Source organism: Providencia sp. Je.9.19 (assembly GCF_051129765.1).
Classification (GTDB): Bacteria; Pseudomonadota; Gammaproteobacteria; order Enterobacterales; family Enterobacteriaceae; genus Providencia.
The window spans coordinates 385,614-408,397 of the sequence record NZ_JBCPSS010000002.1 but is presented as its reverse complement, the minus strand read 5'-3'; the positions used below and the strand labels follow the sequence as shown (position 1 = coordinate 408,397).

Sequence of the window (22,784 nt, the reverse complement as noted above, 5' to 3'; positions counted from 1 at the left end):
TATACTTTATTTTATCATCTAGCACAGTTGTCATCGCACTCTTGTATCACCAAGGGTAAAGTAGAAAGCATAATGTCGATTATTATTGAGAAAATAGCATGAGTTTCAAAGATATATTACTCGCCCTTTGCGTGGTGATTATTTGGGGCGTTAACTTTGTCATTATCAAACTTGGGGTCACCGCCTTACCACCACTATTACTTGGTGCCTTACGTTTTGCTTTTGTCGCATTTCCTGCAATTTTTATTTTTAAACGACCTAAAATTCCCTTTAAATTGCTGTTGTTATATGGGCTAACTATCAGCTTTGGGCAGTTTGCATTTCTTTTTAGTGCCATTAGAGTCGGAATGCCAGCTGGAATCACCTCTGTCATTCTTCAGTCCCAAGCCTTTTTTACTCTACTATTAGGGGCTATGATTTTAAAAGAATCCCTTCAAGCCACTCATTTTATTGGTATGTTTATTGCTATTACGGGACTCACTGTTTTAGCCAATGGAGCCACCTCTGGCGGGCTAGATGATATTCCATTCCTTGGGCTAATGTTTACATTAATTGCCGGATTATCATGGGCATGTGGAAATATCACCAATAGAATTATTATGCAAAACCAAGGTGAAAATAAGTGTAGTGCTCTCTCTCTTGTTAGTTGGAGTGCTCTAATTCCAATTATTCCATTTTTGCTGTGCTCATGGATTTTTGAAGGTGAAGAGGCAATCGTTGAAGGGCTATCCTCTTTCAATTGGTCAATATTTGGCGTGATCCTATATCTTGCCTACTTATCAACTTTTATTGGCTATGGGCTATGGGGTGTACTGCTAGGACGTTACGAAGCATGGCGAGTTGCTCCCTTCTCGCTTCTCGTTCCCGTTTTTGGATTGAGTAGTAGTGCATTATTCCTTGGTGAACATATCAATAGCATACAAATTGCTGGCCTCATCTTGATTATGTTAGGTCTTATTATGACGCTTTTTGGTAAAAAAATAATCCAACGCTTAAGACAGGCTTAAATCTACATATTGAAATACCGGAAGTTTTATCTTCCGGTTTCTTTTTATGAATACCAAATATTCCCGCATTTTTAATCAAAGAAACAAAAGATCGAATTAGATTTAAATATTGAAATAATTAATATTTTCAGACTTTAACCTTATACCCATTTGTTTTCATAGTCACAATCCGAATAAAATCCAATAATTTACCCTTATTTAGTGATATGAACTGCAATTATTAAATTTACTTACAAGTTTCAACTTGGTGTCTCGTTTTAGCTACTTTTCCTTTCCTCTAAGTATGGTTATACCTTTCACAGTTTTACTTAAATTAATAATAAAAAACCAATAAATTAATAGACGGGGATAGCTATGGGTAAACAATTGATATGGATTGCTCTCGCTCTGCTTGGCGCTTTTTCGCTAGGTTATGTAGCCTTAAATCGTGGTGAACAGATAAACGCACTGTGGATTGTTGTTGCCGCAGTCTGCGTTTATCTTATCGCATATCGTTATTATGGTATTTTTATTGCCAAGAAAGTGCTTCAAGTTGACGAAACGCGCATGACACCTGCAATTCGTCATAATGATGGGCTTGATTACGTTCCAACAGATAAAAAAGTTTTATTTGGTCACCATTTTGCCGCAATCGCCGGTGCAGGCCCTTTAGTCGGCCCTGTGCTTGCTGCGCAGATGGGTTATCTCCCCGGCATGTTATGGCTGCTTGCTGGTGTTGTGCTTGCGGGTGCGGTTCAAGATTTTATGGTGTTATTTGTATCAACACGCCGTGATGGCCGTTCTTTAGGCGAGTTAGTTAAAGAGGAAATGGGCAATACCGCGGGAATTCTCGCACTCATCGCCTGTTTTATGATTATGGTCATCATTCTAGCCGTTCTCGCCATGATTGTTGTAAAAGCTTTAACTCATAGCCCTTGGGGAACTTATACAGTTGCATTTACTATCCCTCTCGCTATTTTTATGGGAATTTATACACGTTATATTCGTCCCGGACGTATTGGCGAAGTTTCCATAATCGGTTTAGTCTTTTTAATCTTCGCAATTATCTCTGGAGGCTGGATAGCCGAAAGCGAAACATGGGCTCCTTACTTTGATTATACAGGTGTACAACTAACGTGGATGCTAGTTGGCTATGGCTTTGTTGCTGCTGTTTTACCTGTATGGCTATTGCTTGCACCGCGAGACTATCTTTCTACCTTCTTAAAAATCGGTACAATTATTGGTCTTGCTATTGGTATTTTAATTTTAAATCCTAGCCTGCAAATGCCCGCATTAACTAAATATATTGATGGTACAGGCCCTGTTTGGGCGGGCGACCTTTTCCCATTCTTATTTATCACCATTGCTTGTGGCGCAGTTTCTGGTTTCCATGCATTAATAGCATCAGGCACCACACCGAAAATGCTCGCTAATGAAAATCAAGCCTGCTTTATCGGTTATGGTGGCATGTTAATGGAGTCATTTGTCGCTATCATGGCATTGGTCGCAGCTTGTGTGATTGACCCTGGTGTTTATTTTGCTATGAATAGTCCAATGGCAATGCTTGCACCTGCTGGAACACAAGATGTCGTGGTATCAGCTGCTCAAGTTGTTAGTAGTTGGGGTTTTCAAATCACACCTGATCAATTACATCAAATAGCCAATGATGTCGGAGAAAGCAGTATTATTTCTCGCGCAGGAGGAGCACCAACACTCGCTGTCGGTATGGCTTACATTCTACACGGTGCATTAGGCGGGTTGATGAACGTGGCATTCTGGTATCACTTTGCCATTTTATTTGAAGCCTTATTTATTCTTACCGCTGTTGATGCAGGTACCCGTGCTGCGCGCTTTATGTTACAAGATTTGCTGGGTGTTATTTCCCCGTCCTTGAAACGAACCGATTCGCTACCTGCTAATCTAATGGCAACCGCATTATGTGTACTTGCTTGGGGCTATTTCCTTCATCAAGGTGTCGTTGACCCACTTGGCGGTATCAATACCTTATGGCCGCTGTTTGGTATTGCCAACCAAATGCTCGCAGGTATGGCATTAATGCTATGTGCAGTTGTGCTATTCAAAATGAAGCGTCAAAGATATGCGTGGGTAGCCTTGGTACCAACATCTTGGTTATTGATTTGTACCATGACTGCTGGCTGGCAAAAAACCTTCAGCGAAGATGCTCGTGTTGGCTTCTTAGCTGTAGCAAATAAATTCCAAGCAATGATTGATAGCGGTAATATTCCTGTGCAGTATACTGAATCACAATTGAATCAGTTAATATTCAATAACCGATTAGATGCAGGCTTAACCATATTCTTTATGATTGTCGTCGTCTTCTTAGCGCTATTCTCAATACGTACCGCGCTAAAAGCATTGAAGTCTGATGAACCAACTGCTAATGAGGTTCCTTATGAGCCAATGCCAGCAAACTATAAAGATATCGTGGCCAATACACGCCATCATTAAGTTGGTTATCAATAATTAAATTGTATGCGACAAAAAAGTCGATATCTAAAATAATTCGTGCTGCAGCTAGGCGGCAAATGAAGTTATCCTTAGGAGCAACATAAGTATGTGACTAAGGTAGCTGAGCGAAGCCAACAACGCTACAACACAACATATGGCAGGGTCATCCTCTAAATAGTTTGTGTTGCAGCTAGGCGGTAAGCGAGGATATCCTTAGAATCATACACAAGTATGTGACTAAGGTAGCTGAGCGAAGCCAACAACGCTACGACACATGACAGAGATATCCTCTAAATAGTTTGTGTTGTAGCTAGGCGGCAAACGAGGATATCCTTAGGAGCATACACAAGTATGTGACTAAGGTAGCTGAGCGAAGCCAACAACGCTACAACACAAAATATGACGAGGATACAAAATGTTTGGAGCACTGGGTAATGCAGCACGCTATCTAGGCCAAGCGGCAAAAATGATGGTCGGTATCCCTGATTATGATAACTATGTTGCACATATGCAGGTAACTCATCCCGATCAAACACCGATGACCTACGAAGAGTTTTTCAAAGAACGGCAAGATGCGCGCTATGGCGGTAAGGGTGGGCCCAAATGTTGTTAATGCTCACTAGTTGAATTTTAAACATAAAAAAGCCGTGATATTGAAGCCACGGCTTTTTGTCTTTCAATTCGATCGTGAAAAATTATTTTACGCGTGAAACGTATTCACCTGAACGCGTATCAACTTTGATAATTTCACCGATTTGAACAAATAGAGGAACCTTAACTACTGCGCCTGTGCTCAGCGTTGCTGGTTTACCACCTGTACCTGCTGTATCACCCTTCAGACCTGGATCTGTATCTGTGATTTCTAATTCAACAAAGTTTGGTGGTGTCACTGAAATTGGACGACCATCCCACAGTGTTAAAATACATTCAGCTTGATCAACTAACCATTTAGCGTTATCGCCAACGGTTTTTTCATCTGCCGCTAACTGTTCGAAAGTCTCGTTATTCATGAAATGCCAGAACTCACCATCGTTATAAAGGTAAGTTAAGTTCATATCCATGACATCCGCACCTTCTGCAGAATCAGTAGATTTAAATGTTTTTTCCAACAATTTGTTAGAAATCAGTTTACGAAGACGCACACGTGCGAACGCTTGACCTTTACCCGGTTTAACAAATTCACTTTCAAGAACGACACAAGGCTCACCATCTAACATGATTTTAAGACCTGAGCGGAATTCATTGGTACTATAAGTAGCCATGGAGATCCTCTAATTTATAAACTAAAAATGGCATAGCCAAAAAATGGTCGATATTATAACTCAAAATACCCCATCCAGAGAAGTCTGGATACAACAACTTGCCGAAGCAATCACGGATCCTGATGAATTGCTGCAAATATTAAACTTGGAAAGCCACCAACCATCGAAAGAAGGTCATAGTGCACGTCAGTTATTTCCACTACGTGTTCCTCATCCTTTTGTCTCTAGAATGAAAAAAGGCGATCCATTAGACCCTCTACTATTGCAAGTATTAACCGCAAAAGCAGAGTTCGATGTACATCCCGGCTTTTCTGTTGATCCACTGGAAGAGCAAGATAATGCGATCCCAAGTTTACTGCATAAATACCACAATCGCGCATTAATGCTGGTTAAAGGTGGCTGTGCAGTAAACTGCCGCTACTGTTTTCGCAGGCATTTTCCTTATGGAGATAATAAGGGAAATAAAAATAACTGGTTAGTGGCGATGGATTATATAAAAAATCACGCTGAACTCAATGAAATCATCTTCTCAGGTGGTGATCCTTTGATGGCAAAAGACAGTGAGCTCGATTGGCTGATTAGCCAACTTGAATCTATTGAGCATATTAAGCGCCTTAGAATTCACTCTCGTTTGCCGGTTGTTATCCCTGAACGTATCACTGATGCCTTGTGTGATAGGCTGGCAAACTCACGCCTACAAGTCATTATGGTGACTCACGTTAATCATGCCAACGAAATTGATGCAGACTTTAGTGCTGCGATGCAAAAGCTTAAAAACGCAAAAGTCACTTTATTAAACCAAAGCGTCTTACTACGCCAAGTTAATGATAATGTCACCGCGCTAGCTAATCTAAGTAATGCCTTATTTGATGCCGGAATTTTACCCTACTACTTACATGTGCTGGATAAAGTACAAGGCGCTGCGCACTTTCTCGTGAGCGATCAAGAAGCTAGGCAGCTTATCCAACAGCTACTTAGTCGAGTTTCGGGATATCTAGTACCCAAGCTTGCGCGGGAAATTGGAGGAGAGCCAAGTAAAACACTACTCGACCTCAATTTAAGGCAAAATTAAAATTGAAAAACGCCCGAATTACTGAAAACTATTGAGTAATCCAAAATCAAATAGTTTCAATCGGGCGTTATTAATTCATTTTAAGGGCACTTATAAACTTGACCAATCATTTTACTGTCTACGGGTATGAAACTAGAAAGAATGGTTTCACTCGGGCTAGTTGCGCCAAAAATCACATTACCACCCATTGCTGCTGCTTTATTACGTAAATCGTTAGCAGCACTGCGCATAGCGCTAGATTCATTATTCACACCACTCAACCAGTTGCTTTGAGTCCCTGCGACCTGACCAAGAAGCTGGCAATCACTTCCAGGTTGATTTTCAACAAAACGAACTTGTGAGCCTGCTGAAGATAAATTAGTGGTTGTCGTACAACCTGCTAACAGCAGCAATGCAGCAGCACCAAGCAATACTTTAATTCGCATGTTTTCCCTCATTATTCATTATGTTTTTGCAGCTGGTTTGAAAATGCCTTTAGTTAATATCGTCCAATCATTTGTTTTATAACTCTATTTTATGAAATACTTAGATTTTCATCTACATTTCTAAACAGCGATAGAGTCAAAATTCACACCCTATTGGGCGATAAAATTCGAATGTCGTTAACGCGCTAACTAAAAGTAATCAATATTCACGTTTTCATATACCATCAGTCGAATAGAGTTTACCACAAAACCACCAATACACCCTGTTCTGTTCTTTACTTATTTAGACCATTTTTTACCTTACGCTAAATATAACCTGATGCACTACCTTTGCGCAAAAATAATTGCAAAGCACAATTGTTAGCAATAAAAAAACCGGCATCGCTAGGTAAACTAACAATGCCGGTCTTATTAGGCTTCACCATCTCTAGTGTCATCCACTAGAGCGATTGGAGCATAATGCAGCCAAATGGCTTACATCATACCGCCCATTCCACCCATTCCGCCCATACCGCCTGCACCTAAATCAGATGCATCTGATTTTGGCAGATCAGTAACCATAGCTTCTGTAGTGATCATCAGGCCTGCGATAGAACCTGCAAATTGCAGCGCTGAACGTGCAACTTTAGTTGGGTCCAAAATACCCATAGCAATCATATCGCCATAAGTATCAGTTGCCGCGTTGTAACCTTCGTTGCCTTTAGAAGCTTTAACGTTGTTAACAACCACAGACGCTTCAGCACCTGCGTTAGTTACGATTTGACGCATTGGTGATTCCATTGCACGTAATGCAACACGGATACCAACGGTTTGATCTTCGTTATCGCCTTTCATGCCTTCAAGCTTAGCAGCAACACGAACCAGTGCAGTACCACCACCAGCAACAACGCCTTCTTCTACTGCTGCGCGAGTTGCATGCAGAGCATCATCAACACGAGCACGTTTTTCTTTCATTTCAACTTCAGTTGCTGCACCGACTTTAATGACTGCAACGCCGCCAGCTAATTTAGCCACACGCTCTTGCAGTTTTTCACGGTCATAATCTGAGGTTGATTCTTCGATCTGTTGACGGATTTGAGCAACACGTCCTGCAATAGTCGCTTCATCACCAACACCATCGATGATAATAGTGGTATCTTTATTAATAACGATACGTTTTGCTTGACCCAAATCTTCTAATGTTGCTTTTTCAAGCTCCATACCGATTTCTTCAGAGATCACAGTCGCGTTAGTCAATACAGCGATATCTTGCAGCATTGCTTTACGACGATCACCAAAACCAGGGGCTTTAACTGCGGCTACTTTCACGATGCCACGCATAGTATTAACAACCAAAGTTGCCAACGCTTCGCCTTCAACATCTTCTGCAACAATCAGAAGTGGTTTGCTTGCTTTCGCAACGCCTTCTAATACTGGCAATAATTCACGAATGTTAGAGATTTTTTTATCAACTAACAGGATGAATGGGTTTTCCAGCTCAACTGCGCCTGTTTCAGGTTTGTTGATGAAATAAGGAGACAGGTAACCGCGATCGAACTGCATACCTTCAACAACATCCAGCTCATCTTCCAGACCAGTACCTTCTTCAACAGTGATAACGCCTTCTTTGCCGACTTTATCCATTGCTTCTGCGATTAATTTACCAACGGTTTCGTCAGAGTTCGCAGAAATAGTACCAACCTGTGCGATTGATTTAGTATCTGAACATGGAACAGAAAGCGCTTTAAGCTCTTCAACTGCTGCAATAACGGCTTTATCGATACCGCGTTTCAAATCCATCGGGTTCATACCCGCAGCAACCGCTTTCAAGCCTTCAGTGATGATAGCTTGAGCAAGAACTGTTGCAGTTGTTGTACCGTCACCCGCTGCATCGTTAGCTTTAGATGCAACTTCTTTCAGCATCTGAGCACCCATGTTTTCGAATTTATCTTCTAATTCAATTTCACGTGCAACAGAAACACCATCTTTAGTGATAACAGGTGAGCCAAAAGATTTATCTAAAACTACGTTGCGGCCTTTAGGACCTAAAGTTACTTTTACTGCATCAGCAAGAATATTCACACCACGAAGCATTTTCGTACGTGCATCACTACCAAATTTAACGTCTTTAGCTGCCATTATCTCTTTCCTTCAAATTCTTTTCGTTAGTTGAGAAGTTTTAAGTGAAAATTACGCTTCAACAATCGCCAGAATATCGCTTTCTGACATGATCAACACTTCTTGATTGTCGATTTTTTCAGCTTTCACGCCATAACCGTCGTTAAAAATCACGATATCGCCAACTTTAACATCCAGTGCTTTAATTTCACCATTTTCAAGGATGCGACCGTGGCCTACTGCAAGGACTTCACCACGAGTAGATTTACCCGCTGCAGTTCCCGTTAAAACAATTCCACCCGCAGATTTTGATTCAACTTCTTTACGTTTAACGATGACACGGTCATGCAATGGACGAATTTTCATTAATAGTTCTCCTGTAAACAAAGTCCACACTAGGTAACGGACGATACCAGTATGTCTCAAATAAACTAGTACCCTGTTTGAACAGATTGGGGCTAGCGGAAGAGACTTCAAGGGGGGAGATAAAAATTTTTTGTTTTTATCTCCCCTATAAATAAAGAAAATTAATTCTTCGAGCGAGGGTCTTTATCTGAATCTGTCGATTTATTCGAACCATCGATAGTATCTGAATTATCAATAGTATAAGAAGCATCATCCTGCTTACGTTGAAATTCACCTTCAAAAACATCACCATTTTGTGGATGGCTTCTACCTGGATTATTAAAGCCATTTCCAGGCTGATAAAAACGAATATGTGGGATCAACCGCATGACGAATAATTTTTGAACAGGGGGTAGCAGTAATAGCAGACCAATAAAGTCAGTAAAAAAGCCTGGCACAATTAATAAAAAGCCCGCTAATACTAGCGCAACACTTTTAATCATTTCAGCCGCAGGACTTTCACCAGAAACTAATTTTTGCTGAATCTGCATAACATTTTTCATACCTTGATTCTTCACCAAGGAAACCCCTAAACAAGAGGTAAGAACAACCAAAAGGAGTGTCATTAACACGCCAACTTCAGTAGCAACTCGGACAAATATGACTGACTCAATGTAAATGAGAAGACATATCAATATTAGTGGTAACCAGCGCACAAGTTCTCCTTTATTTCAATAAGCTATCAACTATTTAATGCCTCTAGGGAAACCTTTGTGAACTGCATCTAAGAGACAACGTTCAATATTCGCTTTTTTCTTTAGTATAGCCATAATAATTGGGATGAATATAACGTATTTCAACTGTTGGTTTTTTTTAGTTAGTAGCACTTATCTGTGACTCAGATCACACATCGTGAAATCTGTTTCATAAATCAAACTATATAGTGATCTAGGTTCAAGGCATTATCTGTGTAAAAGCATATGATCTACCCATAAATCAGTAGAACATAATGCTGACAACGGAGTAATAGGTGTTAACCACCTGCAAAGTTTTGTTTCACGGTATATATATTTTTTTTAGAAGCGCATAAAACGGACAGTAACTGTAATCTAATTAAGAAGGTTCTCATGTCAAACAATTTTCGTATCGAAGAAGACCTGTTAGGTAAGAAAGAAGTTCCAGCAGATGCCTATTATGGTGTTCATACTCTACGTGCGATTGAAAACTTTTATATAAGTGACCGCACCATCAATGATGTCCCAGAGTTTATCCGTGGCATGGTTATGGTAAAAAAAGCCGCCGCTTTAGCTAATAAAGAGCAACACACTATTCCGCGTAGTATTGCGGAAACTATCATCAAAGCATGTGATGTGATTTTGAACGATGGTAAATGTATGGACCAGTTCCCTGTTGACGTATTCCAAGGTGGTGCGGGTACATCACTCAACATGAATACCAACGAAGTTCTGGCAAACATTGGTCTTGAACTAATGGGTCATAAGAAAGGGGAATATGAGTTCCTAAACCCAAATGACCATTTGAATAAAAGCCAATCTACCAACGATGCATACCCTACCGGGTTCCGTATCGCAGTGTACAACTCTGTATTAAAATTAATTGAATCTGTTACTTACCTGAAAAAAGGTTTCGAAAGAAAAGCAGAAGAATACAAAGACATTCTGAAAATGGGTCGTACCCAGTTGCAGGATGCTGTTCCAATGACTGTTGGTCAAGAATTCCATGCTTTTGCAACTCTTTTAAAAGAAGAAGAGAAAAACTTAAAACGCAGCATCGATTTACTGCTTGAAGTTAACTTAGGTGCAACGGCTATCGGTACTGGTCTGAATACTGCTCCTGGTTATCAAAAACTTGCAGTTGAGAAATTAGCTGAGGTTACAGGCCTAGCTTGTGTTCCAGCAGAAGACCTCATCGAAGCAACATCTGACTGTGGTGCTTACATTACCGTTCATGCGGCATTGAAACGTCTTGCAGTTAAATTGTCTAAAATCTGTAATGACTTACGTTTGTTGTCTTCAGGTCCACGTACTGGATTGAAAGAAATTAATCTGCCAGAATTACAAGCAGGTTCTTCAATCATGCCAGCAAAAGTTAACCCTGTTATTCCAGAAGTTGTGAACCAAGCTTGCTTTAAAGTTATGGGTAACGATATTTGCGTAATGATGGCAGCAGAAGCTGGTCAGTTGCAGTTAAACGTTATGGAACCAGCAATTGGTCAAGCAATGTTTGAATCAATTTCGCTGCTAAATAACGCTTGTCGCAACCTCGTCGAAAAATGCGTCGATGGCATCACAGTGAATAAAGAAATCTGTGAAGCATTCGTGTTTAACTCTATCGGTATCGTCACTTACTTAAACCCATTCATCGGTCACCATAATGGTGATATCGTGGGTAAAATTTGTGCTGAAACAGGTAAAAGTGTCCGCGAAGTCGTACTTGAGCGTGGTCTACTGACTGAAGCTGAATTGGATGATATTTTCTCTGTTGAGAACTTAAAACACCCAGCTTACAAAGCAAAAAGATTTGATGACTAAAAATAGATGCAAATCATAAATAATACTTAAAAATAAAGGCACGCCTCTCATTAGAAAGCGTGCCTTTTTTGATTAATGCACATACAAAAAATTAACATAATATTTTCATAATTTTAATTTTCATTTTATCGAGGAGTAAGCACTATGTTAGCCGTAGAATTTATTATTGTTCTGCTGGCCATTTTTTTGGGGGCCCGTCTTGGTGGGATAGGTATCGGCTTTGCCGGTGGCCTAGGTGTTTTGGTACTCGCAGCTATTGGCGTGAAACCGGGCACAATTCCATTTGACGTAATCTCTATTATCATGGCTGTTATCGCTGCCATCTCTGCAATGCAAATTGCAGGTGGTCTCGATTATTTGGTTGCTCAAACAGAAAAATTATTACGTCGTAATCCAAAATACATCACGATCCTAGCCCCTATCGTGACTTATTTTCTGACGCTATTTGCAGGTACAGGTAATATTTCATTAGCAACACTACCTGTTATTGCTGAAGTTGCGAAAGAGCAAGGTGTGAAACCATGTCGTCCACTATCTACCGCCGTAGTTGCAGCGCAGATAGGTATCACTGCATCACCAATTTCTGCAGCAGTTGTCTATATGGCCTCTGTTATGGAAAATCCAGCAATGATGGGTGCAGGTAACACTGTCAGCTACATCACGCTATTAGGGATTTTATTGCCATCAACATTCCTTGCGATTATTTTGATGTCATTCATCATCTCTTGGACTTTCAACTCTAAACTTTCTGATGACCCAATCTATCAAAAACGTTTAGCTGAAGGTTTAGTTGAACTACGTGGTAGTCAAGTAAAAGAAATCAAAGACGGTGCTAAAGCCTCTGTTCTACTATTTCTATTAGGTGTTGTGAGTGTCGTTGCTTATGCAATCATTAACAGCCCAAGTTTAGGGATCGTTGAAACACCGTTGATGAATACGACGAATGCCATTTTGATCATCATGTTAACTGTTGCAACACTGATCACTGTACTGTGCCGTGTCAATACGGATGCTATCCTCAACTCAAGTACATTTAAAGCAGGTATGAGTGCATGTATCTGTATCTTAGGTGTGGCTTGGTTAGGTGATACTTTCGTACAACATAACTTAGACTGGATCAAAGCAACTGCGGGTGACCTAATCCACGAACACTCTTGGATGTTAGCAGTTATTTTCTTCTTCTGTTCAGCTCTTCTTTATTCACAAGCTGCAACTGCTAAAGCACTGATGCCAATGGCATTAGCACTGCATGTTAGCCCACTGACTGCCATCGCTTCTTTTGCAGCGGTATCAGGCCTGTTCATTCTGCCAACTTACCCAACACTTGTTGCGGCGGTTCAAATGGATGATACCGGGACAACACGTATTGGTCGCTTAGTCTTTAACCACCCATTCTTTATACCAGGTACTATCGCCGTTGCATTAGCCGTTACATTCGGCTTCCTATTTGGCGGTATGATGCTGTAGTTGTGGTAAAAAAAACGAATTAATATCATAAAAAACCCGTGGTAGCAGTTTTAAACTGAATACCACGGGTTTTTCTTTATTGGTTAATGCAACCCATCTATGGTTCTTATTTCTTGGTTTATAGCTGTTGCCCTATCTTAAGTACTGTAGCGACGTTATACGCGGTTTGCTGTAAGTTAATCTCACCTTGTGTTAATGCTTCGTCCAATTTAGATAGGCGAGGTAAGATACTAAAAAACGCATCAATCCCTTCTTGATGTAATCCTTCCACACCATCACCTAAAACACCACTAAGTGCTATCACGGGAACATGATGTTTTGCAGCTACTTTAGCAATACCTATTGGCGCTTTACCGCCAGCGGTTTGCCCATCCATGCTTCCTTCCCCTACAATCACTAATGAGGTATCCACGATTTCCTGTTCTAATTTGACCGCCTCAATAACAATATCAATCCCAGGCTTTAATTGTGCATTCATAAATGCCGCTGCAGCAACAGAGATACCCCCAGCGGCACCACCGCCGGCTAGATGACGATAGTTTTGGCCTTTAACCTGCTCAATAACATCAGCAAGTCGATTTAATCCTTTTTCAAGTTCAACGACCATTTCAGGTGTTGCTCCTTTTTGTGGGCCAAACACCGCAGCCGCACCACGAGTACCGACTAATGGATTATCCACATCACAAGCCACACTCATTGAGCAGTCCAATAGACGAGAGTCTAGCCCCGAAATATCAATCTTTGCGATTTGATTTAAGACCTTACCGCCAGTACCCAGTACATTTTGTTTATCATCATAAAAAACTGCGCCAAGAGCTTGTAGCATGCCGACCCCACCATCCACTGTCGCACTACCACCAATACCTAAAATAATCTGAGAAACACCTTTATCAAGCGCATCTTGAATCAATTGCCCAGTACCATAACTACTCGTCAGCATTGGATTTCGTTGTTCGGGAGCCACTAACATTAATCCGCTAGCTTGAGCCATTTCGATAACGGCGGTTTTCCTAGCCGCTAATAAACCATAATATGCCATTGTTGGCTCACCAAGAGGGCCTTTAACCTTTATGGTGACTCGTTCGCCCCCTACTGCTGCGATAAATGCATCAACTGTGCCTTCGCCACCATCGGCAATAGGTAAACAGACATATTGTGCATCTGGAAATACCATTTTAAATCCTTTCATAACGGCTTTTGCTGCAACTTCTGCACACATGCTTTCTTTGAAAGAATCGGGAGCTATGATAATTTTCATAATATGATCACCTATCGAAAACTGAGTCATTTTTTAATAATAGCACTCTCATGAGTAATTATTATCTCTTATTAGCTAAATGTATTAGATTATTTATCGCTATTTTAGGAAATTAAAAACCTCATCTTAAGATCTAAGTCTTTATTTTTAATCATCATGGTAACTTAAACGAAAGCTTAACTATCTAATTAACGCTATTGTATCAGAAGAATCACAATTTAAAAGATTAAATGGAAAAATTTTCCAATTAAAATTAATCATAAATAACAACGCGTTAAAAACATAAACTCAAGAAATATTCTATTAAATCAAACGAAATAGCGTTAAATCACTAAAAAATGAGTTAATGTTAATTTAATTCACAATAAAATCATTTAAATAACTTATGAAGTTAAAATAAAACCACAAATTAAAATTGTAACTATATGTTTTTTATTAACTTTAAAACATAATAGTGCTCTAGATCTATTTTTTGGAAAATTTTCTTAAAAATACATTGCCTATCAGAGTTAAGGGTGGCTATATTAAACCCAAGAAATAATTAAAAACTGCTAGTAATAATAATAAAATAAAGTTAACTAATAACTATATATAAAAAATAAGATTGTTTAAAATTTTGAAATAATAACTTTGGTATTTTATTAAAAATTCGATTAGTTAAATCTCTCGCTTTCATATTTAAATTATATGCGTGAAAGGACACATATATGAACCGATCAAACGAAAAAGAGATTTATCGTGAACGTGGTTACACTGATGACCTATTACCTAAAGATCCCGAGCAAAGAACATGGAAAGCATTTAATTATTTTACTCTCTGGATGGGATCTGTACACAACGTTCCAAATTACCTAATGGTGGGCGGCTTTTTCATTTTAGGTCTCTCAACCATGAATATCATGTTTGCTATTGTACTTAGCTCCATTTGTATTGCATTTATCATGGTAATGAATGGTGCTGCCGGCTCTAAATATGGTATTCCATTTCCCATGCTACTTCGTGCATCTTATGGTATCAAAGGCTCACTTTTCCCAGGAATATTAAGAGGATGTGTTGCAGCGATTATGTGGTTTGGCTTGCAATGTTTTACCGGTTCACTGGCCTTATTAATTCTCATTGGTAAAATTTGGCCTGAATTTTTAAACATCGGTAATGGCGAAACCTATATGGGTGTGACGATTCCTGCTTTCATGGTGTTTATTATTTTTTGGGCCATGAATGTCGCTATCGGACTCGGTGGCGGTAAAGTACTCAATAAACTGACTGCAATCTTAAATCCTTGTATCTACATACTATTTGGTGGTATGGCAATCTGGTCAATCTCTTTAGTAGGTATTCAACCTATTCTTGACTATATTCCAAACGGAATTAGCGAAGCGCCAAGTAAAGTCTTTTTCTTTTTCATCGTAATTAATAGCGTGGTCGCGGTCTGGGCTGCACCTGCGGTAAATGCCTCAGACTTCACGCAATATTCATCTAGTTTCAAGAAACAAGCCTTTGGACAAACCGCCGGTTTACTTGTTGCCTACTTACTCTTTGCTATCAGCAGTGTGTGTATATTAGCAGGCGCTAGTATTCACTACGGTGTAGATACATGGAACGTTCTCGACATTGTGCAAAAATGGGATAGTTTATACGCGTCACTATTTGCTGTTATTGTCATATTGATGGCCACGATTTCAACAAATGCGGCAGGTAACATTATCCCAGCAGGCTATCAAATTGCATCATTGTATCCATCAAAATTAACTTATCGTCACGGTGTTATCATCGCCAGTATTATCAGTGTATTAATCATGCCTTGGAAATTAATTGAAAATCAGGACAGCATTTATACTTTCTTAGATATTATCGGCGGTATTTTAGGTCCTGTAGTCGGTGTCATGTTATCCCACTATTTTATTGTGATGCGTACGAAAATTAATTTAGATGTGCTGTATACAAAGGCGGGTGATTATAAATTCTATGAACACGGATTTAATATTACGGCATTCGTTGTCACTGTTATTGCCGTTATTTTCTCTCTCGGTGGAAAAATCATCCCCATACTTGAACCTGTATCGCGAGTATCTTGGTTCGCAGGCGTGATATTAGCTTTCGTTCTCTACTCTTTATTTAAAAAAGACACAACAAAAGCAATACAAAAAGAAGCTTTATTAAATGCGGATTCTGATATTGCAATAAAGAACCCTGCATAGTTTGGAATAAAGAACCTATTCAGCTCATTAATTTTTAATATATCGAATAATACGCTGAACAGTAATGTTAATAAAATGAAAGAATAATCTTATCTAAGGAATACCTATGTCATACGATTTAATCATTAAAAACGGCACTGTCATTCTTGAAAACGAAGCAACAATTACTGATATTGCGATAAAAGATGGCAAAATATCTGCCATTGGCGCAGGTTTATCCGGTGCTAAAGAAGAAATAAATGCAGTCGGTTTAATTGTATCTCCAGGTATGGTTGATCCTCACGCACATATATCAGAGCCTGGCAGAACGCATTGGGAAGGCTACCAAACCGGAACGCGTTCAGCAGCAAAAGGCGGTATAACAACAATTATCGAGATGCCTTTAAACCAATTACCCGCAACGGTTGACCGTGAAAGTATTGAAATTAAATTTGATGCCGCTTCCGGTAAATTATCCGTTGATGCCGCACAACTCGGGGGATTGGTTTCTTATAATCTAGGGAAATTACACGAACTTGATGATGTAGGCGTTGTCGGCTTCAAATGCTTTATTGCAACCTGTGGTGATAAAACAATTGATAATGACTTCCGTGAAGTTAATGACTTTCAATTCTTACGTGGCGCTGAAATTATTAGCGAGTTTGGTTCTCCCGTACTCATTCACTGCGAAAATGCAGCAATCTGTGACGCATTAGGCCTTGAAGCTGAGGCTGAAGGACGGATAACTGCACATGATTATGTTGCCTCTCGCCCTGTATATACTGAAATTGAAGCTATTCGCCGCGTGCTTTATCTCGCCAAAGTTGCGAATTGCCCAGTCCATATCTGCCATATTAGTAGTCCTGAAGGTGTCGATGAAGTCACCAAAGCGCGTAATGAAGGTCAAAAGGTAACCGCTGAATCTTGCCCGCACTATTTTGCCCTTACAACTGATGACTTTGCCAAAATTGGTAATACCGCTAAATGTTCGCCACCTATCCGAGATGCACAGAATCAAAAAGGAATGTGGGAGAAATTATTCAAAGGTGAAATAGATTGTTTAGGCTCTGATCACTCCCCATGTCCACCAGAAATGAAAGAGGGTCATGTATTTAAATCATGGGGTGGTATTGCTGGAATGCAAAACTGTGTAGATATTATGTATGATGAAGCCGTTCAGAAACGTGGGATGAGCCTACCTTTGTTTGCCCAAATAATGGCAACTAATGCCGCGAAAATATTTGGCTTAAAACATAAAGGGTCTATTACCATCGGTAAAGATGCTGACTTTGTTTTCATCAAACCTAACTCAGCTTATGAATTAAAATCTGAAGATTTGGAATACCGTCATAAAATTAGCCCATACATTGGTCGAGAAATTGGCGCTCAAATTGCTCGTACCATTTTACGTGGTGAAACCATCTATGAGTTAAAAACAGGTGTGCGTAAAAACCCAATTGGTAAATTTATATTGAAGCACCAGCAGTAATGTTGTATTGAACGATACAGCACACGCTTAATTGAGTGTGCTGTATTGTCATTTAAATAGGAAGTGATTATGTTTAGTTTGAACAAAGATAACTGTCTGTCTGGCCTGCAATGGTTCTTTTTTATTTTTTGCAATACTGTTGTTATTCCACCTACATTACAATCTGCATTTCATCTGTCTGATGCAACAACACTAACAATTACTCAATATGCCTTCCTTGCAACATCAGTTGCTTGCTTGATTCAAGCTATTGCAGGTCATAAACGGTCAATTATGGAAGGCCCAGCCGGTTTATGGTGGGGAACTATTCTTTCAGTGACGTTTGCCGAGTCGGCTCAAGGCACACCTCTTGAAGTGATTGGTGGAAGCTTCGCGGTTGGTATTGCTATAGCAGGGATTATTACAGTTATAATTGGTATTAGTGGTGCAGGGAAATATCTCGCTTTACTATTTTCACCCGGTGTCATGGCTGTATTCATGTTTTTATTAGGTGCGAATTTAATCACTATATTCCTAAAAGGCATGCTTGGTCTCCCATTCAGTGCAACAACAGATATTGTGCACATTAACTTTGAAACGTTCCTGCTTGCTTTATTTATTATGGCAGTCATCATTGCGATTATTGTACTTCTTCCTCGAAATATTAATAAATATGCAGTACTTATCGGGTCAATTCTTGGTTGGTTTTTATTCTTAATTTTATTCAGATCAGAATCCACCGTTTCAAATAGTATTAATTGGCAACTTTTCCCATTGGGTAAAATTGAAACCATCAATTATGGTATTGTCGTGACCTGCATTATTGCTTCATTACTCAATACCTCAAATACCTTTGGCGCCATCAAAGGGACTGATATGTTCAATGCTGAGACCCCTTCAACACCAGCAATGTACAAAAGAAGTTTTATTACTTCCGGTACTATGACATTTATTTGTTCACCTTTAGGTATTGTGCCTTTTGCGCCTTTCGTTTCTTCTATCGGACTCATTACACAAACAAATGATTTCAGCAAAAAACCTTTTGTGATCGGCTCTATTTTCTTTTTGATTATCAGCTTGGTTCCTATTTTATCCAGTCTGTTTTCTTCGTTTCCTTTAGTCATCAGTAGTACCGTTATGATGGTGACTTACTTGCCTTTACTTTGGTCTTCTTTGCTCTTTATTCGCATACTTGAGCTCAATCCAAGAAATATTTATCGCATTGCACTACCTTTATTTATTGGTATATTTTTAATGAGTGTTCCACCAACATATATGCAAGATATTCCATTAATGATAAGACCTATTGTCACTAATGGCTTATTAATGGGAATTATTATCTCAATAATTCTTGAAAATATATTCAAATGGGATGCTGTAAAATAAAACTTAACTAAGTTAATTTAATATAAAAGCGGAGCCTTAATTTATAGGCTCCGTTTTTTTAAAAAAAATTTGTCTCTAACTTATTTTTTTCACATAAAAAATTTAATTATTACCCATAAAAAAAGCCCCACATACGTGGGGCAAATAAACGACTAGTTAAACTGTTTTACTACTTGTAACTACTTATTACTATTTTTAGAACATACTACGACTTCGGTAACTTAATCACTGAGCTTATGATTTGCCATAATTTCAATAGCTTTCACTAATGCCGAATGATCATTGTTTTCACCACCATGTGCAGCACATAGATTGAAAAGCTCTTGGCAAGTCGCCGTATTAGGCAAACTCATTGACAGTGCCTTAGCGCCTTGTAGAGCGAGATTTAAATCTTTTTGATGTAACGAAATACGAAAACCTGGGTCAAATGTACGCTTAACCATGCGTTCACCATGAACTTCTAAGATCCTTGAAGAAGCAAATCCCCCCATCAACGCTTCACGTACTCGTGCTGGGTCTGCACCCGCTTTAGAAGCAAATACAAGTGCTTCTGCTACCGCTTCAATGGTTAGTGCAACGATAATTTGATTAGCAACTTTGCATGTTTGTCCATCACCATTACCGCCCACTAAACTAATATTCTTACCCATCAGTTCAAACAATGGTTTCACTTTGGAAAATGAAGCCTCTTCGCCCCCCACCATGATGCTGAGTGTGCCCTGTTGAGCGCCAACTTCACCACCGGATACCGGTGCATCAAGATATTGTCCACCAAGTTCATTAATTTTTTTCGCATACTCTTTGGTTTCTATCGGTGAAATAGAACTCATATCTACAATAATTTTGCCTTTTAAGTTGGCAAAACCACAGCCATTCTCACCAAATAGAACTTCAGCAACCTGCGGAGTATCCGGCACCATAATAAATATGACATCTGAGTTTTCTGTCACTTCTTTCGGATTACTATAGGCTTTAGCACCGCTTTCTATTAAAGAAGCTGGAAGATTACCTCGAGTATTAACCGCTAATTCATGACCACCTTTAATCAAGTTCGCCGCCATTGGCGCACCCATAATACCTAAACCCACAAAGCCTAATTTCATGATCTACCCCTCATTATGAATATTGCTTTAACCAATCCAAACCCTGCTCTGTGGTTGTGGCCGGTTTATATTCACAGCCAATCCACCCTTGATAGCCCATAGCTTCAAGTTGCTCAAACAGATAGGTATAATTTATTTCCCCGGTTCCCGGTTCATGACGCCCTGGGTTATCCGCTAACTGGATATGTGAAATATGATTAAATAACTGCTTTATTGTTTCAGTTAATTCACCTTCCATACGCTGCATGTGGTAAATATCATATTGAAAATAAATATTTGGATGATTAACACGTTTAATTAATTCTTTCACTTGAAAAGAACGGTTTAAATAGAAACCCGGAATATCAAAAGTATTCACCGCTTCGACAAGTAAACGAATATTTTCTTTAGACAGTAATTCAGCCGCAAAACGTAAGTTTTGTACCAACGTGATAAGCGTTTCGGCTTCAGAAAGCGCAGGATCTTTACGGCCAACTAGACAATTAATTTGTTTACAGTCTAATACCTTTGCGTATTCGATAGCCTGCTTAACACCTTGCTGAAACTCTTCTTGTCTTTGAGGTAAGCACGCAATTCCACGCTCTCCACCATCCCAATCACCAGCAGGAAGATTAAAGAGAACTTGAGTTAACGTATTATCATCAAGTTCTTTTTTAATCGCTTGCGCTGGAAAATCATAAGGAAACATATATTCCACAGCACTAAAGCCATTCTTAGCGGCGAGCTTAAAACGCTGCATAAAATCAACTTCAGTAAATAACATCGATAAATTAGCTGCAAACTTTGTCATCAGCTTATTTCCTTATTTATATTGATAGAATGCCGTTGCCGTTGGTGCATCCGCTTCAGAAGTTGCCACTTCTTCAAATTCAGTCACGTTATCCAATTCAGTTCCCATTGAAATATTCGTCACACGCTCAAGAATGATTTCAACCACAACAGGAACACTGAACTCTTTCATTAATTTTTCAGCTTGCTTAAAGGCTGGCGCAATATCTTCAGGTTTAAATACGCGAATGGCTTTACAACCAAGACCTTCAACAACTTTAACGTGGTCAACGCCATACTCGCCGATAACATCACAGTTAATATTTTCAAAAGCGAGTTGAACACAATAATCCATATCAAAACCGCGTTGTGATTGACGAATTAAGCCTAAATAAGCGTTATTCACTACCACATGGATATATGGCAATTTAAATTGGGCACCGACAGCAAGCTCTTCAATCATAAATTGGAAGTCATAATCGCCAGAAACAGCGACTACTTTACGTTTAGGATCTGCAACACAAACCCCCAGAGCGGCAGGTAAAGTCCAGCCTAATGGGCCAGCTTGGCCACAGTTAATCCAATGGCGAGGCTTAAATACATGTAGCATTTGTGCGGCAGCAATTTGTGACAGACCAATCGTGGTGACATAACAAACATCACGACCAAATGCTTTATTCATCTCTTCATAAACGCGCTGTGGTTTGACTGGTGTATTATCAAAATGTGTTTTACGTAATAAGGTACGCTTACGCTCTTGGCACTGCGCAACCCACTTGCTGTAATCTGGCAATATTCCCGCTTTTTTACGGGCTTTAGCGCGTTCAACTAATAAGTCTAATGCTAATTTAGCATCAGAAACTATCCCTAAATCAGGACAGAAAATACGACCAATTTGTGTTGGTTCAATATCAATATGGACTGTTTTACGGTTTCCAACGTATTTATCCGTTGAACCGGTATGACGATTTGCCCAGCGATTACCAATACCTAGCAGAAAGTCTGATTCTAATAATGTGGCATTACCGTAACGATGAGATGTTTGCAAACCAACCATACCAGCCATTAACTCGTGGTCATCTGGAATTGAACCCCATCCCATCAATGTTGGAATAACAGGCGCATTACAAATCTCAGCTAATTCTTGCAGTTTGTCTGATGCATCTGCATTGATAACCCCACCACCCGCGATAATTAATGGTTTTTTAGCGGCGAATAGCATATCTAATGCTTTATCTACCTGAGCCACCGTTGCGGCAGGCTTATAGCTCGGTAATGGCTCATAAGTATCAGGATCAAACTCAATTTCAGCCACTTGAACATCAAATGGGAGATCAATCAGAACCGGTCCCGGACGTCCTGAACGCATTAAATGAAAAGCTTGCTGTAATACACGCGGCACCAATGCAGGCTCAAGGACAGTGGTCGCCATTTTCGTGACAGGTTTTGCAATTGATGCAATATCTACTGCTTGGAAATCTTCTTTATGTAACCGTGCCCTTGGTGCTTGACCCGTAATGCATAAAATAGGAATTGAGTCGGCTGATGCAGAGTAAAGCCCCGTGATCATATCAGTGCCTGCGGGACCCGAAGTCCCTAAACACATCCCAATATTACCCGGATTTGCTCTTGTATAGCCTTCTGCCATATGAGAGGCCCCTTCAACATGGCGTGCCAAATAATGCTGAATACCACCATGTTTGCGCATTGCACTATAGAAAGGATTTATTGCAGCACCTGGTACGCCAAAAGCGGTTGTAACGCCTTCTTTTTCCAGTACATACATTGCTGCATCAACTGCACGCATCTTAGCCATACTAACTCCTTTTATTGGAAAATTTTTCCAACTTGATTTTATGTCTAAAAAAACCGTTTAAAAAAAACGGGTTATTTATCTATTTGTATTAGCGGATGCTAGCCACCCGCTATTCAATCATTCTTATTCGTGC

The 22,784-nt window shown here is 39.6% G+C and carries 18 protein-coding genes; 9 read left to right on the top strand and 9 right to left on the bottom strand.

From position 1 onward, the window contains the following. Positions 1-98: 98 nt before the first annotated feature. The 3 genes from AAZR93_RS11075 to AAZR93_RS11065 all read left to right on the top strand — a co-directional run bounded on the left by AAZR93_RS11075 (position 99) and on the right by AAZR93_RS11065 (position 4,068). Complete coding sequence (locus AAZR93_RS11075; protein ID WP_434719832.1) at positions 99-1,007, top strand: EamA family transporter; 909 nt, start codon at positions 99-101, stop codon at positions 1,005-1,007. Positions 1,008-1,361: 354 nt separating this feature from the next. Then, positions 1,362-3,455 carry a pyruvate/proton symporter CstA gene (gene cstA / locus AAZR93_RS11070; RefSeq protein WP_294109447.1) on the top strand — a complete coding sequence of 698 codons (2,094 nt, stop codon included), beginning with the start codon at positions 1,362-1,364 and terminating at the stop codon, positions 3,453-3,455. Between the two features lie 415 nt (positions 3,456-3,870). Then, complete coding sequence (locus AAZR93_RS11065) at positions 3,871-4,068, top strand: YbdD/YjiX family protein (RefSeq protein ID WP_434719831.1); 198 nt, start codon at positions 3,871-3,873, stop codon at positions 4,066-4,068. Positions 4,069-4,150: 82 nt separating this feature from the next. On the opposite strand, the gene efp is transcribed toward AAZR93_RS11065, so the two are convergent. Further along, a complete protein-coding gene (gene efp, locus AAZR93_RS11060; protein ID WP_294109430.1) occupies positions 4,151-4,717 on the bottom strand; it encodes an elongation factor P in 567 nt (188 codons plus the stop codon). 43 nt (positions 4,718-4,760) lie between these two features. Between efp and epmB the strand changes: the two genes are divergently transcribed. Continuing rightward, positions 4,761-5,789, top strand: a complete 1,029-nt coding sequence (gene epmB / locus AAZR93_RS11055) for an EF-P beta-lysylation protein EpmB (RefSeq protein WP_434719830.1) — start codon at positions 4,761-4,763, stop codon at positions 5,787-5,789. 80 nt (positions 5,790-5,869) lie between these two features. Here epmB and AAZR93_RS11050 read toward each other — a convergent pair whose 3' ends face one another. The 4 genes from AAZR93_RS11050 to AAZR93_RS11035 all read right to left on the bottom strand — a co-directional run bounded on the left by AAZR93_RS11050 (position 5,870) and on the right by AAZR93_RS11035 (position 9,372). Beyond that, positions 5,870-6,214: a DUF4156 domain-containing protein gene (locus AAZR93_RS11050; protein WP_294109412.1), complete on the bottom strand. Its 345-nt coding sequence runs from the start codon at positions 6,212-6,214 to the stop codon at positions 5,870-5,872. A gap of 474 nt (positions 6,215-6,688) precedes the next feature. Continuing rightward, complete coding sequence (groL, locus tag AAZR93_RS11045) at positions 6,689-8,332, bottom strand: chaperonin GroEL (protein WP_294109402.1); 1,644 nt, start codon at positions 8,330-8,332, stop codon at positions 6,689-6,691. 51 nt (positions 8,333-8,383) lie between these two features. Next, positions 8,384-8,677: a co-chaperone GroES gene (locus AAZR93_RS11040; RefSeq protein WP_294109395.1), complete on the bottom strand. Its 294-nt coding sequence runs from the start codon at positions 8,675-8,677 to the stop codon at positions 8,384-8,386. Positions 8,678-8,838: 161 nt separating this feature from the next. Further along, positions 8,839-9,372, bottom strand: coding sequence for an FxsA family protein (locus AAZR93_RS11035; RefSeq protein ID WP_294109376.1), 534 nt, complete (start codon positions 9,370-9,372; stop codon positions 8,839-8,841). Between the two features lie 411 nt (positions 9,373-9,783). Here AAZR93_RS11035 and aspA point away from each other — a divergent pair, with 411 nt between their 5' ends. Together aspA and AAZR93_RS11025 are read left to right on the top strand one after the other, a co-directional pair. Beyond that, the gene (aspA, locus tag AAZR93_RS11030) at positions 9,784-11,208 is read left to right on the top strand and encodes an aspartate ammonia-lyase (RefSeq protein WP_294109367.1); all 1,425 of its coding nucleotides are present in this window, start codon (positions 9,784-9,786) and stop codon (positions 11,206-11,208) included. A gap of 144 nt (positions 11,209-11,352) precedes the next feature. After that, positions 11,353-12,675, top strand: a complete 1,323-nt coding sequence (locus AAZR93_RS11025) for an anaerobic C4-dicarboxylate transporter (protein ID WP_294109359.1) — start codon at positions 11,353-11,355, stop codon at positions 12,673-12,675. 118 nt (positions 12,676-12,793) lie between these two features. Here the strand turns inward: AAZR93_RS11025 and AAZR93_RS11020 are convergent, their stop codons facing one another. After that, entirely contained in the window at positions 12,794-13,933 is a 1,140-nt protein-coding gene (locus AAZR93_RS11020) for a glycerate kinase (RefSeq protein WP_434719829.1), read from the bottom strand. 707 nt (positions 13,934-14,640) lie between these two features. Between AAZR93_RS11020 and AAZR93_RS11015 the strand changes: the two genes are divergently transcribed. From AAZR93_RS11015 to AAZR93_RS11005, 3 genes are all read left to right on the top strand, one after another. Further along, the gene (locus tag AAZR93_RS11015) at positions 14,641-16,131 is read left to right on the top strand and encodes an allantoin transporter (RefSeq protein WP_294109328.1); all 1,491 of its coding nucleotides are present in this window, start codon (positions 14,641-14,643) and stop codon (positions 16,129-16,131) included. 106 nt (positions 16,132-16,237) lie between these two features. Further along, complete coding sequence (allB, locus tag AAZR93_RS11010; RefSeq protein ID WP_294109319.1) at positions 16,238-17,599, top strand: allantoinase AllB; 1,362 nt, start codon at positions 16,238-16,240, stop codon at positions 17,597-17,599. Between the two features lie 69 nt (positions 17,600-17,668). Further along, a complete protein-coding gene (locus tag AAZR93_RS11005; protein ID WP_434719828.1) occupies positions 17,669-18,964 on the top strand; it encodes a uracil/xanthine transporter in 1,296 nt (431 codons plus the stop codon). 221 nt (positions 18,965-19,185) lie between these two features. Here the strand turns inward: AAZR93_RS11005 and glxR are convergent, their stop codons facing one another. From glxR to gcl, 3 genes are read right to left on the bottom strand one after another with little or no spacing between them, the layout of a single operon-like run. Further along, positions 19,186-20,067, bottom strand: coding sequence for a 2-hydroxy-3-oxopropionate reductase (glxR, locus tag AAZR93_RS11000; RefSeq protein WP_434719827.1), 882 nt, complete (start codon positions 20,065-20,067; stop codon positions 19,186-19,188). A 13-nt stretch (positions 20,068-20,080) separates the two neighbouring features. Next, the gene (gene hyi / locus AAZR93_RS10995; RefSeq protein ID WP_434719826.1) at positions 20,081-20,857 is read right to left on the bottom strand and encodes a hydroxypyruvate isomerase; all 777 of its coding nucleotides are present in this window, start codon (positions 20,855-20,857) and stop codon (positions 20,081-20,083) included. Between the two features lie 12 nt (positions 20,858-20,869). Further along, on the bottom strand, positions 20,870-22,651 hold the full coding sequence (gene gcl / locus AAZR93_RS10990) for a glyoxylate carboligase (protein ID WP_434719825.1): 1,782 nt from the start codon (positions 22,649-22,651) through the stop codon (positions 20,870-20,872). Between the last annotated feature and the right edge of the window lie 133 nt (positions 22,652-22,784).

Coding starts and splice junctions, on each gene's coding strand:
- gcl (WP_434719825.1), bottom strand. CDS start 22,651: ATGGCTAAGATGCGTGCAGTTGATGCAGCAATGTATGTACTGGAAAAA.
- AAZR93_RS11020 (WP_434719829.1), bottom strand. CDS start 13,933: ATGAAAATTATCATAGCTCCCGATTCTTTCAAAGAAAGCATGTGTGCA.
- AAZR93_RS11075 (WP_434719832.1), top strand. CDS start 99: ATGAGTTTCAAAGATATATTACTCGCCCTTTGCGTGGTGATTATTTGG.
- cstA (WP_294109447.1), top strand. CDS start 1,362: ATGGGTAAACAATTGATATGGATTGCTCTCGCTCTGCTTGGCGCTTTT.
- hyi (WP_434719826.1), bottom strand. CDS start 20,857: ATGACAAAGTTTGCAGCTAATTTATCGATGTTATTTACTGAAGTTGAT.
- aspA (WP_294109367.1), top strand. CDS start 9,784: ATGTCAAACAATTTTCGTATCGAAGAAGACCTGTTAGGTAAGAAAGAA.
- AAZR93_RS11065 (WP_434719831.1), top strand. CDS start 3,871: ATGTTTGGAGCACTGGGTAATGCAGCACGCTATCTAGGCCAAGCGGCA.
- AAZR93_RS11015 (WP_294109328.1), top strand. CDS start 14,641: ATGAACCGATCAAACGAAAAAGAGATTTATCGTGAACGTGGTTACACT.
- groL (WP_294109402.1), bottom strand. CDS start 8,332: ATGGCAGCTAAAGACGTTAAATTTGGTAGTGATGCACGTACGAAAATG.
- AAZR93_RS11005 (WP_434719828.1), top strand. CDS start 17,669: ATGTTTAGTTTGAACAAAGATAACTGTCTGTCTGGCCTGCAATGGTTC.
- efp (WP_294109430.1), bottom strand. CDS start 4,717: ATGGCTACTTATAGTACCAATGAATTCCGCTCAGGTCTTAAAATCATG.
- AAZR93_RS11050 (WP_294109412.1), bottom strand. CDS start 6,214: ATGCGAATTAAAGTATTGCTTGGTGCTGCTGCATTGCTGCTGTTAGCA.
- AAZR93_RS11025 (WP_294109359.1), top strand. CDS start 11,353: ATGTTAGCCGTAGAATTTATTATTGTTCTGCTGGCCATTTTTTTGGGG.
- allB (WP_294109319.1), top strand. CDS start 16,238: ATGTCATACGATTTAATCATTAAAAACGGCACTGTCATTCTTGAAAAC.
- glxR (WP_434719827.1), bottom strand. CDS start 20,067: ATGAAATTAGGCTTTGTGGGTTTAGGTATTATGGGTGCGCCAATGGCG.
- epmB (WP_434719830.1), top strand. CDS start 4,761: ATGGTCGATATTATAACTCAAAATACCCCATCCAGAGAAGTCTGGATA.
- AAZR93_RS11040 (WP_294109395.1), bottom strand. CDS start 8,677: ATGAAAATTCGTCCATTGCATGACCGTGTCATCGTTAAACGTAAAGAA.